The organism is Ruegeria sp. CDSA236, assembly GCF_059611285.1.
On the sequence record NZ_JBXWPG010000001.1, the window covers coordinates 668,880 to 683,108 of the forward strand.

The 14,229-nt window shown below is 56.7% G+C and carries 13 protein-coding genes; 6 read left to right on the forward strand and 7 right to left on the reverse strand.

Going from position 1 to position 14,229, the window contains the following annotated elements; translation table 11 throughout:
- Positions 1-19: 19 nt before the first annotated feature.
- From AC2FLB_RS03425 to AC2FLB_RS03440, 4 genes are read right to left on the reverse strand one after another with little or no spacing between them, the layout of a single operon-like run.
- The gene (locus AC2FLB_RS03425; protein WP_496708618.1) at positions 20-1,204 is read right to left on the reverse strand and encodes an acetyl-CoA C-acyltransferase; all 1,185 of its coding nucleotides are present in this window, start codon (positions 1,202-1,204) and stop codon (positions 20-22) included.
- Positions 1,201-3,321 carry a 3-hydroxyacyl-CoA dehydrogenase NAD-binding domain-containing protein gene (locus AC2FLB_RS03430; protein WP_496708619.1) on the reverse strand — a complete coding sequence of 707 codons (2,121 nt, stop codon included), beginning with the start codon at positions 3,319-3,321 and terminating at the stop codon, positions 1,201-1,203. The genes AC2FLB_RS03425 and AC2FLB_RS03430 overlap by 4 nt, the downstream gene beginning before the upstream one ends.
- Positions 3,322-3,332: 11 nt before the next feature.
- Complete coding sequence (locus tag AC2FLB_RS03435; protein WP_014880570.1) at positions 3,333-4,019, reverse strand: dimethylsulfonioproprionate lyase family protein; 687 nt, start codon at positions 4,017-4,019, stop codon at positions 3,333-3,335.
- Complete coding sequence (locus tag AC2FLB_RS03440) at positions 4,016-5,620, reverse strand: fatty acid--CoA ligase (RefSeq protein ID WP_496708620.1); 1,605 nt, start codon at positions 5,618-5,620, stop codon at positions 4,016-4,018. Before AC2FLB_RS03440 ends, AC2FLB_RS03435 begins: the two co-directional genes overlap by 4 nt.
- Positions 5,621-5,857: 237 nt before the next feature.
- On the opposite strand from AC2FLB_RS03440, the gene AC2FLB_RS03445 reads away from it, so the two are divergent.
- Positions 5,858-6,781, forward strand: coding sequence for a LysR substrate-binding domain-containing protein (locus AC2FLB_RS03445; protein ID WP_074738240.1), 924 nt, complete (start codon positions 5,858-5,860; stop codon positions 6,779-6,781).
- Between the two features lie 33 nt (positions 6,782-6,814).
- On the opposite strand, the gene AC2FLB_RS03450 is transcribed toward AC2FLB_RS03445, so the two are convergent.
- The 3 genes from AC2FLB_RS03450 to AC2FLB_RS03460 all read right to left on the reverse strand — a co-directional run bounded on the left by AC2FLB_RS03450 (position 6,815) and on the right by AC2FLB_RS03460 (position 9,953).
- Positions 6,815-7,873: a quaternary amine ABC transporter ATP-binding protein gene (locus AC2FLB_RS03450; protein WP_074738238.1), complete on the reverse strand. Its 1,059-nt coding sequence runs from the start codon at positions 7,871-7,873 to the stop codon at positions 6,815-6,817.
- 12 nt (positions 7,874-7,885) lie between these two features.
- Positions 7,886-8,914, reverse strand: a complete 1,029-nt coding sequence (locus tag AC2FLB_RS03455) for an ABC transporter permease (RefSeq protein WP_496708621.1) — start codon at positions 8,912-8,914, stop codon at positions 7,886-7,888.
- Between the two features lie 67 nt (positions 8,915-8,981).
- Positions 8,982-9,953 (reverse strand): ABC transporter substrate-binding protein, encoded by a 972-nt coding sequence (locus AC2FLB_RS03460; protein WP_102859944.1) that lies wholly within the window; start codon positions 9,951-9,953, stop codon positions 8,982-8,984.
- A 369-nt stretch (positions 9,954-10,322) separates the two neighbouring features.
- Here AC2FLB_RS03460 and AC2FLB_RS03465 point away from each other — a divergent pair, with 369 nt between their 5' ends.
- The 5 genes from AC2FLB_RS03465 to AC2FLB_RS03485 all read left to right on the forward strand — a co-directional run bounded on the left by AC2FLB_RS03465 (position 10,323) and on the right by AC2FLB_RS03485 (position 14,224).
- The gene (locus AC2FLB_RS03465) at positions 10,323-10,649 is read left to right on the forward strand and encodes a hypothetical protein (protein WP_014880576.1); all 327 of its coding nucleotides are present in this window, start codon (positions 10,323-10,325) and stop codon (positions 10,647-10,649) included.
- Positions 10,650-10,713: 64 nt separating this feature from the next.
- Complete coding sequence (locus AC2FLB_RS03470; RefSeq protein WP_458878744.1) at positions 10,714-11,292, forward strand: lytic transglycosylase domain-containing protein; 579 nt, start codon at positions 10,714-10,716, stop codon at positions 11,290-11,292.
- Entirely contained in the window at positions 11,292-11,582 is a 291-nt protein-coding gene (locus AC2FLB_RS03475; protein WP_496708622.1) for a TrbC/VirB2 family protein, read from the forward strand. The genes AC2FLB_RS03470 and AC2FLB_RS03475 overlap by 1 nt, the downstream gene beginning before the upstream one ends.
- A 7-nt stretch (positions 11,583-11,589) precedes the next feature.
- On the forward strand, positions 11,590-11,868 hold the full coding sequence (locus AC2FLB_RS03480) for a VirB3 family type IV secretion system protein (protein ID WP_496708623.1): 279 nt from the start codon (positions 11,590-11,592) through the stop codon (positions 11,866-11,868).
- Positions 11,858-14,224: a VirB4 family type IV secretion/conjugal transfer ATPase gene (locus tag AC2FLB_RS03485; protein WP_496708624.1), complete on the forward strand. Its 2,367-nt coding sequence runs from the start codon at positions 11,858-11,860 to the stop codon at positions 14,222-14,224. Before AC2FLB_RS03480 ends, AC2FLB_RS03485 begins: the two co-directional genes overlap by 11 nt.
- Positions 14,225-14,229 lie beyond the last annotated feature (5 nt).

Genomic DNA, 14,229 nt, shown 5'->3' on the forward strand with positions numbered 1-14,229 from the left:
TGAACTAATTTCAGTGGGGTCAGGCGACTTCGAACAGTGCTGCGGCACCCATGCCTCCGCCAACACACATGGAGGTCACCACGTATTTTACGCCACGACGCCTCCCCTCAATCAGAGCGTGCCCGACTTGTCTCGCGCCTGTCATACCATAGGGGTGGCCAATCGATATCGCACCGCCGTTCACGTTGTAGATTTCGGGATCGATCCCAAGATGGTCGCGGCAATAGAGAACCTGGCAGGCAAAGGCTTCGTTAAGCTCCCAAAGGCCGATTTCTTCGATGCGAAGACCTGCATTCTTCAGCAGCTTTGGAATGGCATAGATCGGGCCGACACCCATCTCTTCCGGTGCGTTTCCTGCAACAGCCATGCCGCGATAAATACCCAGCGGTGTGAGGCCCCGCTGCTCAGCCATTTTGCCTTCCATGAGCACACAAGCCGAGGCCCCGTCAGAAAGCTGGCTTGCGTTTCCGGCAGTGATCACGCCGCCTTCGACAACCGGGTTCAACTGGTCAAGAGTTTCGGCCGTCGTGCCCGGCCGGTTGCCTTCGTCTTTTGACAAGGTCACCTCTTCCAGGGTTTCCTCTCCGGTTTCGCGGTTCTTGACCCGCTTAATCGCTGTGATCGGGACGATCTCGTCATCAAAGGCGCCAGCGGCCTGAGCCCGGGCGGTCCGACCTTGCGAAAGTGCGGCGTATTCATCCTGCACTTCGCGGCTGATACCATAGGTCCGGGCCACATTTTCCGCCGTCATCAGCATCGGCATGTAGGCATGCTCGGACCTCGCGATAACGTTTGGATCTTTCTCATCGCCCGCCCATTTCAGATAGGCATTCTGAATGGCGGAAATATTTTCCTGCCCGCCTGCCACGGCGACATTCTGACCATCCACAATGACCTGCTTTGCAGCCGTCGCGATGGCCATCAACCCGGAGGAGCATTGCCTGTCGATCGTCTGTCCTGCCACCGTATTGGGAAGACCCGCCGCCAGCGTCGACAAACGAGCGACATTCATGCCTGCGGTTCCCGCTGTCAAGACCGATCCGATGACGACATCTTCGATCGAACCGGGGTCCACGCCTGCACGTTCAACAGCGTGCTGAATGGCGTGCCCCATCATGGTAGGGGATTTAATGTTGTTCAGCGCACCCTTGAAGGCAACCCCAATCGGGGTTCGGGCGGTTGAGACGACAACGGCTTCTCTCATGATTTTTCCTTTTTGGCATCAAAATACGCGGTAAGTGTCACGCCCGAGGTTGCGAGTTCTTCCAACAAAGGCGCAGGCGTGAACCACATCTCGCCATAGGCGCCAAGCGACTGCCGATAGTGGGTCATGCGTTCCAGAATTTGGCTTAATCCAATCTCGTCGGCATAGTGCATCGGGCCGCCGCGCCAGTTTGGAAAGCCATAGCCATTGACCCAGATCAGGTCGCAATCACCCGGGCGCGTTGCAATGCCCTCTTCAAGGATCAAAAAGCCCTCGTTGATCAGGGGATAGAGACATCGCTCAAGGATTTCCTGATCGTCGATGTCCCTGCGTTTCACGCCATGCAGGTCCGACAGCTCGGAACTGATTTGAACCATCTCAGGGTCTTCGACCCGTGTCCGTCCCTCGTAGACATAGCTTCCACGCCCGGTTTTCTGACCCAGTCGGCCTAGTTCAAACAACCTGTCCTGCACAACCTGGTATGTCGGGTCATGCGCGATTTCACTACGCCGTTCCTGACGCACGCGTGCGCCCACATCGACTCCGGCCAGATCTGCCATCGCATGAATGCCCATGGCCATGCCGAAGCCTTCAAGGACGTTATCCACCTGTTTCGGTGTCGCCCCCTCTAGAAGCAGACGGGATCCTTCGCGGAAGTATGGTTCCAGCATCCGGTTTCCAACAAAGCCGTAGCACACGCCAACCGTGACAGGGAGCTTTCGGATCTTCTTTGCGACCATGATTGCCGTTGCAATGACATCGGGAGCGGTCTTGGCGCCCCGCACCACCTCTAGCAAGCGCATGACGTTCGCCGGGCTGAAGAAATGGAGACCAATCACATCCTCCGGACGGGACGTGACCGCAGCTATTTCATCAAGATCCAACGTCGATGTGTTTGAGGCCAGTATCGCGCCGGGTTTAGCGTGCTGGCCCAACGCTTCGAAAATCTGGCGTTTGACATTCATGCTTTCAAACGCCGCTTCAATGATCAGGTCGGCCTTCGCAAGGTCTGCATAGCTAAGCGTCCCAGTGGCGTTGGCGGCGATTGCCTCTGCCCGATTGGCACTAAGCCGCCCTTTTTGGGCCGCGCGTTGGAAATGCTCCCTGACCTGATCCAGCCCCTGTTCCAGCGCAGTTTGTGTGGTTTCCAGAAGCGTGACCGGATACCCCGCCTGCAGAAAGGCGATGGCAATGCCGCGCCCCATTGTTCCGGCACCGATCACGGCGACCGATGAAATGCTACGTGGTTGGTCAGCACGGGTAACGCCGGGAACCTTGGTGCATTCACGCTCTGCAAAGAACAGATGCCGCCCCGCGCGCGATTGAGGTGTGTCGAGCAGTTCAGCGAAACCCGCCTTCTCTTGTGCCAACCCCTCGGCCAGCGGCATTTCGCACGCGGTCTCGATGGACACCAAACATCGTTCAGGGGCGACAAGGTTTTTGGACGTGTGCGCTATCTGGTCTCGGAAACCCGTCAGATATCCCTTCGGATCAGGGTGTGTGACGGTCATATCCGCACAACTGCGTTTTGGATCGCCCTCATGGCTGACACGGGTGGCAAAACCCAAAACATGCGCGCGAAAATCCTGGTTGTTTTCAAACAGTGCGTCGACCAGCCCGCAAGACAGGGCATATTCGCCTTTCACGGGATCACCCGAGAGGATCATTTGCGTTGCCGCTTCCAGCCCGGCAATCCGGGGTAGTCGCTGGGTGCCGCCGGCACCAGGCAGCAGCCCCAGTTTGATCTCAGGTAGGCCCATCACCGCATCCGGCGTGGCGACACGGTAATCACAGGCAAGCGCAATCTCCAGCGCGCCACCCATAGCGGGACCTGCTATCGCGGCGATAATAGGTTTCTTGCTGGTTTCAATCGTTACACACAGGTCTGGCAGGTCCGGCTTGTCCCAGACTGCCCCTGTACGAAACTCAGCGATGTCAGCGCCGCCGCAAAAGAGCGGCAGAGCCGAGCATAGAACGATAGCTTTGACCTGTTCATCGGCGTCCAACTCGTGGATGGCCGAGGAAAGCGCCTGCCGCATCTTCAGGCCAAGAGCGTTCACTGGCGGGGCATTCAGCTCAATGAAAGCGACACCCTCGGTGTGTTTAATGGAAATCATGTTTGGAAACCTCAATTGGACTGTTTGGCAAGATCTTGTTCGATCTCTGCCCAATCGTCGAAGTGGATTACATTGCAGGGTGAATTCACGTTCTCGAGCCAGACAAAGACGGAGATGAATGGCTGGTCATAGACCCGGGTGGCGTGGGGATCGCCCGCCGCGTTCCAGATAAGTGATCCAGCCGGATAATCCTGCCAGTCACGGGTGCCAAATCGCCAACCAGATTTCTCGGACAGGTTCAGGTACAGCTCTGGCGCGTCGTGGTTGTGGTCGCGATACAGCGTCCTTGGACCCAGCATGAAAATGCCAAGGTTGAAATCGGGATGGTGATGTCCACATGCGTCTGGCCCAATCAGCAGAGTATGTAGGTTACACTTTGTGTATCCCTCGCCCAATTCGGCACCAGGGGGATAGAATTGGGCGTTGTCTTCGCGCCAGATCAGATCATCCTTGGCCGCTTTCAGACAACCTGCGATTTCCTGCAATTCGGGGGCGACAATCCCGGCGATGGCGTTCTTCAGAACCTCATCGTGCCGGGTTCCTTGGGGAGGTAAATCAATGAGCCTCTCACCCTTCAGGTCCATGGCTGCCAGCTTGTCCAACGTCAGGTCAACGCCGCGCGTGGCAGCTCTGTGAGCCTGCAGATAGGTGACAATGGACCCGATAAGCGCCTGAATACGGCGTTGCTTGTCTGTCATGATTTAAAGTCCGAGCGCGTTGAAATATCTTTCCGCACGAGTTTCTTGTCGAGCTTGCCGACGCTGGTTTTAGGTAGGCGGTCGACAAAGACTATCTCGTCTGGAACTGCCCATTTTGAGATCTCGCCTGCACCGACACGCGACTGGATTGCTTCAATGACTCTCAAGCGCACAAGATCCGGGTCGGCATCCTTTGCGGCTTGAGCGACCAACACTGGCCTTTCGCCCCATTTCGCGTGCGGCAGCCCGATTGCTGCGACGTCCTCAACGCCGCTGCAAGACGATGCTATGTTTTCCAGTGCCAGTGAAGATATCCATTCGCCGCCGGTCTTGATCACATCCTTGAGGCGGTCAGTAATCTGCAACGATCCATTCTCGCGGATATATCCAACATCCCCGGTATGCAGATACCCACCGTCCCAAAGCTCATCCGAGGCTTGCGCATTATCCAGATAGCCTTGTGTCAACCAGGGAGCCCGAGCAACAACTTCGCCGGTTGTTTCGCCGTCATGTGGAACGTCCTGCATATCCGGTGTCACAACACGAAGGTCGACAAGCGGGCCGGGAAAGCCGGTTTGCGCCTGCATCTCGGGGTCATTGCTGGACAAATCGGCCACCGTCAGAAACGGACAGGTTTCGGACATCCCATAGGCCGCATGTAAGGATATGCCTGCCGCCGCGGCGCGGTCCTGCAGGCCTCGCGGCAAAGCGGCCCCGCCAATGATCACTTTCCATCTGTCCAGGTCAATTTGTGGGCAGCCCGGATGGTCGAGCACCATTGACAGAACCGTGGGCACGCAGTGTGAAAAGGTGACGTTTTCGTCTGCAATCAATCGCAAGATTGTGTCAGGGTCATATCGACCGGGATAGACCTGACGCAGCCCCAGCATCGTTGCGGCATATGGAAATCCCCAGCCGTGGACGTGAAACAAGGGCGTCAGCGGCATGTAGACGTCGCCGCGATGAAATCCGGCATTCCCGGGCCATGCGCCGAAACCTGCGATCAAGCCCAATGTGTGAAGGACCAACTGCCGGTGTGAATAGCTCACCCCCTTGGGATTGCCGGTGGTCCCGGTCGTATAAAACAGGGTTGCCGTTTGGTTTTCATCGAAGTCCGGGAAGTCAAAGCAGCCTGGGGCCTCGCCTATCCACTCTTCATACCCTTCTCCGTCTCCAATCGGCACGATGATGATGTCCCGATCAAAGCCCGATTTGATACCCTCAATGAGCGGCATGAAATCGCGGTGCACGATGATCAGATCCGGTTGCCCATGGTTGATCGTATAAAGAACCTGAGCAGGAGACAGACGCACGTTGATCGTGAAAAGGGACGCGCCCATCATCGGGATCGCGAAAAAACACTCAAGATAACGGTGCGTATCCCAATCCATGACACCGACGCGCATGCCCTCATGTATCCCGCTCGCCTTTAAAGAATTGGCAAGTTGGCGCACGCGTTTGCCCAAGTCCGCGTAGCTCAGTCGCATTTCGGTGCCGCTGACGATCTCTTGGCTGGCTGACGCGAGCTGGGATCCGGCCAGCAAGTGTTTAATCAGCAACGGATAGCCATATGCATTTGGCGAAGGTGAAAGTGGTGGCATGAAGGTGGAATCCCATAACATCTCTATCTGCTAATCTGGCATTTCTCACCCAGTTGAAGAATTGAAAGAAATTTCCTTTCATCAAGAAATTCTAACCGATCACATCGCACCGCGAATTGCGTGCTACCCCCTGACAGGTTATGAAAAAGAGTATCAATACCCTGCTATATTCGCGCCCGTCGTCGGATAACTCTGCTTGAGGGTAAGCAGAATTGATTTCATCGAGGAGATGCAGCAATGACCACTCACATGCCCACGCTGGTTTCACTGCGCGCTTTTGAGGCGGTGGCGCGTCACAAGAGTTTCCGAAAGGCCGCTGACGAGATTTGTGTGACGCATGCGGCAGTCAGCCACCAGGTCAAAGCATTAGAAACAACAATCGGTGTTAAACTACTGGAACGCACAAGCCGTTCGGTCGAGCTAACACCGGCTGGCGAGCAATATTACCCGCCAATACGCGAACACATTCAGGGAATCATCAAAGCCACTCGGCGCATCCAGACACCTGAGGAACCGGACGTGTTGCTCGTTCAGTCCTACGCAAGTTTCAATACAATGTGGTTACAGCCCAGATTGGCAGACTTTCTTCAGGATAATCCGGACACACGCGTGCGCATCGTCTCTACCTTTGAAGACGGTGATTATGACATGCACCGGTTCGATGTGGGCGTGTTCAACGCGCCACCATTTGACAAACGGTTTGACTATAGCCCCTTGTTCGAAACGGATATCTACCCGGTATGTGCTCCGGAGGCCTTGAAAGCCGCAAGCGGTGGAATGCCGCTGGAAGAGCTAAGAAATTTCCTGTTGCTGAGTGTCCCAAACACATGGAATGAGCCGGATGACTGGGACTGCTGGTTGGATGCGGCGGGCTTAGATCGCGAAACGATGAAATTTGGCTCTGTTTTCGACAATTACCCGCTGGTCCGTGAAGCTGTTCTAAAAAATCACGGTATCAGCGTCGCAAGAGCACCGTTTTGCACGCGTGACCTTGAAAGGGAGCGCCTGGTCAAACCGTTTGATATTTCGGTGCCCGAGCCAGGCAGCTGGTATCTGGCGACGCAAAAAGAACGTGCACCCAACCCAAAGCTCGATACGTTTGTTGACTGGCTGTTCGAACAGATCGAAGCCGACCCAACCATGCGGCTATTTCGGGCCTGATCTGATGAATTCCAGCTTTGTCGTCAGCGCGCGTCAGGACTGACGTGCGCCTGCTTCGGATGCGACGCGAGGGACGAGTGCGCGAACCAGTTCAGTCATATCCAGTGAGCCGACTGTCTTCTCCCCATCCTTGACGACATAGGCGTGTGACGTATCCCCGCCGGACCGCGCGATCATGCTTTCGAGCGTGTCGTTCACGTCCACTTCGCCATGGGCATCTTCTGGCACTTGGCCACCGTCCAGCGGGGTCATGATCGAGCGGACCCGCAGAACCCGTGCTCGGTTGATGTCGCTCACGAAGTCTTCGATGTAAGGATCGTTGGGGTTCAACAGAATATGCTGCGGCTCGCCCTGCTGCACGACAAAGCCGTCTTTAAGGATCACAAGGTGATCGGCCAGCTTCAACGCCTCATCTAGATCGTGAGTGATGAAGATGATGGTCTTGTGCAGCTCTTTTTGCAGCTCGAGCAGCAGGTCCTGCATGTCGGTTCGGATCAGTGGGTCAAGAGCCGAGAAAGCCTCGTCCATCAGCATGATCGGTGTGTTCGCGGTCAGCGCCCGGGCAATGCCCACACGCTGTTGCATCCCACCGGACAATTGCGCTGGATAATGGTTCTCGAACCCGCTCAGACCCACGCGATCCAGCCACTTGGCGGCTTCACGGTCGCAAGTCGCCTCGTCCTCGCCGCGCACCGAGAGCGGCATGCCTGCGTTCTTCAGCACGGTCTTGTGCGGCAATAACGCGAACTTCTGGAACACCATCGACATCTTTTCCTGTCGAGCATGGCGCAACCCGTCCTCGGACAGTTGCATCACATCCTCACCCTGCACGATGATCTCGCCCGCAGTGGGTTCGATCAATCGGTTCAGGTGGCGGATCAGCGTGGATTTGCCCGAGCCTGACAGGCCCATGACAACTGTGATTTCGCCCGCCTGCATATCGACGTTGATGTTGTTGAGACCCAATACGTGCCCGTGCCGTGCCAACAATTCTTCCTTGCCCATGCCTCCTTTGACATGCTGCAACACGTCCTTGTCGCGGGTGCCAAAGATTTTATAGAGCCCGGACAGGCTGACCATTGGTTGTGTCATCGAACAGGCTCCTTAGTGTTTGACTTGGGTTTTATCGACCCGTGTGAGAGCTGCTTTGGACACGCGATCAAGGATCACTGCGAGCAGCACGATGCCGATGCCAGCGACGATGCCCACACCCAGTTCAAGGTTCCGGATACCGCGCAACACGTTCACGCCCAGACCGGGTGCCGACACCAGGGAGGCGATCACGACCATGGCAAGGCTCATCATGATGGTCTGGTTTATTCCGGCCATGATATTGGGCAACGCCAAAGGGAGTTGCACCCGCAACAGTTTCTGGCGATCTGTCATGCCAAAGGCATTGGCCGCCTCAATCACGTCCCTGTCGACAAGCCGGATGCCCAGATCGGTCAGGCGGATCACAGGGACAATCGCGTAAAGGATGATTGCAATCCCGTAGAGTTTGGATTCCGTGACCGAGAACAAGAAAATCAGAGGGATCAGGTACACGAAGGTCGGCAGGGTCTGCAGCAGGTCGAGTAACGGAACCACGCTTTTTTGCAATCGGTCAGATTTCGACATGGCAATGCCAATGGGTACACCGAACAGCACCGATATCGTCGTACATACAAAGATGATCGACAGAGTCTGCATCGCCACATCGTAGTGGTCTACGACGGCCAGCAGCATAATCGAGACGGCGACGAAGATCGTCACAGGGCGCGAACGCGACGCGTACCAGGAAATCGCCACCAGAAGCGGGACCATGATGAACCATGGCGTCGCTTCAAACAGCCAAAGTGCGCCATCCAATATCCAGCTCAATGGCTGTGTGATCGGGTCCAGAACGGTTTTCAGGACCGGTTTGGCTGCCAGAAACCCTTCTTCGATCCCGTTGGTTACATCGCGCGACTGCCATATGCGGTTGCAGCTTTCGTGCAGATTATCAAACGAGGGAATTGGCATGAGCGGTCCAGAGGCCTCTTCTCCTCCTGCTTGCGCCGCAAGGTCCGCCAGCGAAAGAGGCGCTTTATCGTCTGACGTGCCACACCATTCGCTCAAACCCAATGCGCTGAATAACTTGTCATAGAAGGCCATTTATCCCACTTTCCGATCTACTTCAGTGCGTTAGGGGCATCGCTGAGGATGCCCCTGTCCGTGCAGTTTACTGCAGCAATGCGGAAAGTTTGTCGCGCGCAGCATCGTTAAGCCACGCCCCCCAGACATCCTTGTAGGTCGTCAGAAAGTGCACAGCACCTTCATCGTAGGAGGCATTGTTGTCCTCGACCCATGCCAGCGTTTCGCCCATCTGTGCGTTGGTGAAGGACAGATTTGTCATCAGCTCAGAGATTTCTGCGTTTTCAGCCATGAATTCCTTGGAAAGAACTGTAACCACTTCACTGCGAGGGAAGGCGCTCATTGCTGGCGTGTCGCATTCCGCTGTGATGTTGCAGGCGTGCTTTTCAGGGTCATGGGGGCCCATATCGACCAGGGTCATCGGGTATTTGCCCAGTACCGATGTCGGTGCCCAATAAAAGCCGAACCACGGCTCTTTGTTTTCGTAGGCGGCAGCGATCGAAGCCGCAAGGGTTTCGCCTGATCCATGCACGAAGTTTTCAATGCCTGCATCAATCAACCCGCCTGCCTTCATCAGGTTGGTGCTGACATTCAGACAAGTCCATCCCTCGGGGCAATTGTGAAAGCGATTTCCGACGAGTTCGGGATTGGCTGCGATGCCTTCAATTGTTGCCAGTTCCGGATGCTCCTCCACAAGGTAGTTCGGAACAAAGAACCCTTCGACACCGCCATCTGATAGAACTTCGGTCACAGGAATGATTGCACCTGAGTCAACCAGCCCTTGGTAAGCCGGCGCGCCGTTTGTCCAGATTTCAGTCAGAATATCAGGCTCTCCAGTCTCGGATACGGATGCCAGCGCGGGGTTGCTCGAGAGCGGAACCGTCGTCACTTCGCAACCATAGCCTTGCTCCATCAGGAACTTCGAGACCGCGGTCACAATTTGCGCCGACCCCCAATCGGCCTGCATCAGTGATACTTCACCGCAGTCGTCTGCCTGGGCCGCCGAGGCGGTGATTGCCGCAGCAAATAAGCACCCGAGTCCCGTTGAAATCTTGAACATTTCTTTCCTCCTTGTTATCGGCGAAACAGGGACGGAGAAACGCTCCAAGCCAAAATTCGCCTTGTTTGTAGCGATGATTTGTACCGACAGGCCTATGAGCAAAAAACTGAAAAGAATTTTGAATCATGTACAATTGTTTACAGGTGGAGGGATGACTCCCAACTCAAAACAGCCAGAGCCGCCCACGTTTGTTTCAAAAGCCCCTTATTATCTTGGCTCAGCCACTCCGTTGCAGTAAATTTGTTTCAACGCATGAAGGGTGCAACAACTCAGGTTGCACCAATTGATTGCAAGATTATAATATTGTATCGGTTCGTTAGTCCATGAGGGACTGCCGGGCCAATGCACAATTCTGCAAGGCTCGATCCTATGAATTTGATGCAAGACGCCCCCAATGTTGTCAGCGAAGAAGGGCTGCGCACACTGCTCGCCGAAGGACATTCGGCAGATGTCGTGTGCCGAGTTAAGCCCACACGTACAGGTGCTCAGTGGTCTGGAGTTTGGACCGTGCATTGTGTCTCGCCAGACGGCGAGACGCGCCGCTTGCTCGTTACCGCGCGCAACAACATGGCTGCGCGAGAATTCAAGACAATCAACGGCTTATCTAGCTTCCTTGCCGGGCTCGGTGCTTCGATCATCTCTATCCCCATGTTCGAGGGCAAAGTCGCCTCGCACAAACTGGACGACGCGAGCTAAGCCCCTTGCTGTCCTCGCAGCACTCTTTGCTGCCCCCGCCTATTCTGAAGGCTTCGTGCTTTCCATGCGTGCAGATGGTCAGCTGGAGACCAAAGCACCGCAATCAGGTTTCGCGCAAAGCTACGTCGATGGTATTGGCGCAAACCCACCAGAGCTGATCGTATTCGCAGCGCCGGAACCTGAAGCTCCCCCTCCTGCACCCACCCGCGCAGTCCCCCGGCCCGAGATCCTAGCAGCGCTTGAAAGTACCGCGCATCGTTATGGCGGGCACCCGGCGTTGCGCCAGGCAGGCCTGTCGGTGAGTGAGTGGCAGGCACTCTTTCAAGCTAATATCGAGATCGAAAGCGCCTATCGCCCAAACGCGCGCAGCTCCGCAGGCGCGATCGGCCTCGGTCAGTTGATGCCCGCAACGGCCGCACAGCTCGGCGTGGATCCGCATGACTGGCAGGCAAACCTCGACGGCTCTGCCCGCTACCTTCTGATGATGTTGGCGCAGTTCGGCACGCCCGAACTCGCGCTTGCTGCCTATAATGCGGGGCCTGACGCGGTCGCGCGCCATGGCGGCATCCCTCCCTACCGAGAAACCCAAAATCATGTGCGCCGCGTCGTGGCCGTGCGTGACCGACTGACTGGAGTCTCCTGATGCACATACAATTCCGCACGATCCTGTCGCTGGCTCTGGCCAGCTTGATGATTGCTAACCCGGCGCTTGCGCAAAGCATCGACCTCTCGCCGGTGCAAAACCTTTTGCAGGGTATCGTCGACACGATCACCGGCCCCTTAGGCATTGTCATCGGCACCTTGGCCTTGATCGGTGTGTTTCTCTCCTGGCTCTTCGGCGTTCTGGATTTCCGCCAGGCCCTTTGGGTACTGGTCGCTATCGCAGGCATCGCAGCTGCGCCGACCATCGTGACCGCCATCTGGGGCGCGTAAATCCGGCATGGCAACGCAAACCCGCCTCTTCCTGGGCCTAATCCGGCCGCCAAAGCTCATCGGCTTGCCGATCATGTATGCCATGGTTTGGCTCTTCGGGTTTGTGTTGCTGTTTCTGTGGGTCCAGAGCTGGCCGGTGATCACCATCGCCGCTCTGGCCTATCCTGCGCTGTGGAAAACGGCGGATTGGGATCCGGCCTTTCTTGAAGTTATGGTCACTACGCTGCAGGAAACGCCGCCCACCCCGAACCGCAAGATCCATTCGGGGGACAGCTATGCTCCGTGACCCCTCGGATGATCTTGAAACGCTGCCGGACTGGGCGCGCAAAGAGCGCCCAATGGCCAGCATGCTGCCCTATGTCAGTCTCGTGAATGACGTAACGATCCGCACGCGCGGCAATGCGCTGTTCCAGTGCATCCGCATTGATGGCGTCAACAGCATGACCAGCGATGACGCACATTTGGAGAAGATCCGCGCGCTCTTCGCGGCGATCATTGCGCAGATTGGGCCAGAGTACAGTTTCTACGTGCACAAGGTCTCCAGGGCGATTGAGACCGCGCTGCCGCAGGTGCCCGAAGAAGGGTTTGCGCAAGAGTTGGACACCCGCTGGCAAAAGGCGATGGCGCGGGCGGGTCTGCGGGACAAGACACTGACGCTCACTGTGCTGAAACGCCCTCCCTTGGGCGCGCGATTGCGCCTGAAGCGCTCAGATTCGATCGCTCAGTTGAAAGGCCGGACAGCCAAGCAGCTGCGCAAGCTCGAAGAGGTCGTTGGGTTTCTGCTGTCGTCTTTTGCCGAGATGAACCCGCGCCTGCTCGGCGCTGAAAGCGGCGAGCTACTCGGGTTCCTCGGAGCGCTCAATATCGGCCAAGAGCGACCCCTCTTCGCAAAATCCCGCTTTGGCATCATTGCCGAGGATGTTGCCAACACCCGCGTCACGTTTCAGGGGCGAAGCTTCACGCTCGACGATGGGACGGCGGGCAAGCGGTTTGGCACCAGCTTTGCGATCAAGACTTACCCAGCCAAAACCTGCTGCACCATGTTCGATGAACTGAACCTGCCGGTCGACATGGTGGTCACGCACTCCTTCACACCGATCAACAGCAACATCATGGCCAGCCGGATCAAGCGCCAACAGCGTCTGATGAAGGCCAGCGATGACGGCGCGATTTCCCTCGCCGAAGAACTGGTCGACGCGCTGGACGACTTGGAATCCAAACGGCTCAGCTTTGGCGATCATCACATGACAGTCACGGTTTTCGCCGAGACCGAGGAAAAGCTGGAAGCAATTGCCGCCGAGGTGCGCAACATCGCGGCCAGTGAAGGGGTCAATCTGGTGAATGAGAGCTTTGCGACTCGGACCCATTATTTCGCGCAGCATCCGGGCAATGGGCAGATGCGCAGCCGCAAGGCCGCCATCACCAACACGAACTTTGCCGATCTCGCGGCGCTACATCGCGGTCAACTGGGCAAACCCGGACACAAAGTGCCTTGGGGCAAGCCGATCACCCTGTTTCCAACACCTGAACGCTCGGGCTTCCTGTTCAACTACCATGAGACGGGTCAGCCAGACAAAGAGCCGACGGGCGGGCACGCCTTGATCCTCGGCCGTCCTGGCTCAGGCAAGTCAGTGCTGTCGGCCTTCCTCATGACCCAAGCCCGGCGTTGCGACGCACGGGTGTTTGTCTTCGACTATCGTGCGGGCATGGAAATGGCCGTGCGGGCCAATGGCGGGCGTTACAGCGCCATCAAAGCGGGTGAAGCGACAGGCCTCAACCCTCTCCGCACAGAAATCGACGGACGTGGGCAAGCCTGGCTGTCTGATTGGCTGGCCACGCTCTTGCATCGCACCGACAAGCCTCTGAGCCCTGTTCAGATCAACCGCATTCAAGAGGTGGTACGCCAGAACGCCGGAGCCAGTGATGCTGCCCTTCGCAACTGGCAGGATTTGGCCTCACTTTTTGTGGCGGGTGCAGATGAAGGGGATCTGTTCGAACGAATTCAGGAATGGACCTCAGATGGCCGCTATGGCTGGATATTCGGGCAAAGCTCTGAGGATACCTTCTCGCTCGATGGTGATGTCGTGGGGTTCGACCTGACCGGCATTCTCGACAGCGAAAGCGAGAAGGAACGCATGGCGGTCCTGTCCTACCTGTTTCGTCGGGTGGAGCGGGTGATCGAGGATCGCAAATCGACGCTGATCATCATCGATGAAGCCTGGAAGGCGCTCGACAACCCGTATTTCGCGGACCGGCTCAGCAACTGGCTTGTCACGGCGCGCAAACAAAACGCCGTCGTCGTGATGATGACCCAATACGCAAGCCAGCTTGAGAAAACCCGCATCGGCAAGACGATTGTCGAGGCCGTACCGACGCAGCTTTTGCTTCCCAACATCCGCGCCTCGGCCAGCGACTACACCATGCTGGGGCTCACTGACAAAGAGCTGAGCGTATTGCTCGGCACAGGCAGCAGCTCCCGTCTGGCACTGGTGCGTGATGATCAAGGCTCGGTGGTAATCGATGCTGATCTGAGCGCCCTTGGCACTTACCTCACGATCCTTGGCGGCATGGAGAAAGGCGAAGCGCTGGTCGGCGCGGATTATCGCCAGAACCCCGAATTTTGGAGACAGATTGATGCGTAGATTGT

Coding starts and splice junctions, on each gene's coding strand:
- AC2FLB_RS03425 (WP_496708618.1), bottom strand. CDS start 1,204: ATGAGAGAAGCCGTTGTCGTCTCAACCGCCCGAACCCCGATTGGGGTT.
- AC2FLB_RS03430 (WP_496708619.1), bottom strand. CDS start 3,321: ATGATTTCCATTAAACACACCGAGGGTGTCGCTTTCATTGAGCTGAAT.
- AC2FLB_RS03435 (WP_014880570.1), bottom strand. CDS start 4,019: ATGACAGACAAGCAACGCCGTATTCAGGCGCTTATCGGGTCCATTGTC.
- AC2FLB_RS03440 (WP_496708620.1), bottom strand. CDS start 5,620: ATGCCACCACTTTCACCTTCGCCAAATGCATATGGCTATCCGTTGCTG.
- AC2FLB_RS03445 (WP_074738240.1), top strand. CDS start 5,858: ATGACCACTCACATGCCCACGCTGGTTTCACTGCGCGCTTTTGAGGCG.
- AC2FLB_RS03450 (WP_074738238.1), bottom strand. CDS start 7,873: ATGACACAACCAATGGTCAGCCTGTCCGGGCTCTATAAAATCTTTGGC.
- AC2FLB_RS03455 (WP_496708621.1), bottom strand. CDS start 8,914: ATGGCCTTCTATGACAAGTTATTCAGCGCATTGGGTTTGAGCGAATGG.
- AC2FLB_RS03460 (WP_102859944.1), bottom strand. CDS start 9,953: ATGTTCAAGATTTCAACGGGACTCGGGTGCTTATTTGCTGCGGCAATC.
- AC2FLB_RS03465 (WP_014880576.1), top strand. CDS start 10,323: ATGAATTTGATGCAAGACGCCCCCAATGTTGTCAGCGAAGAAGGGCTG.
- AC2FLB_RS03470 (WP_458878744.1), top strand. CDS start 10,714: ATGCGTGCAGATGGTCAGCTGGAGACCAAAGCACCGCAATCAGGTTTC.
- AC2FLB_RS03475 (WP_496708622.1), top strand. CDS start 11,292: ATGCACATACAATTCCGCACGATCCTGTCGCTGGCTCTGGCCAGCTTG.
- AC2FLB_RS03480 (WP_496708623.1), top strand. CDS start 11,590: ATGGCAACGCAAACCCGCCTCTTCCTGGGCCTAATCCGGCCGCCAAAG.
- AC2FLB_RS03485 (WP_496708624.1), top strand. CDS start 11,858: ATGCTCCGTGACCCCTCGGATGATCTTGAAACGCTGCCGGACTGGGCG.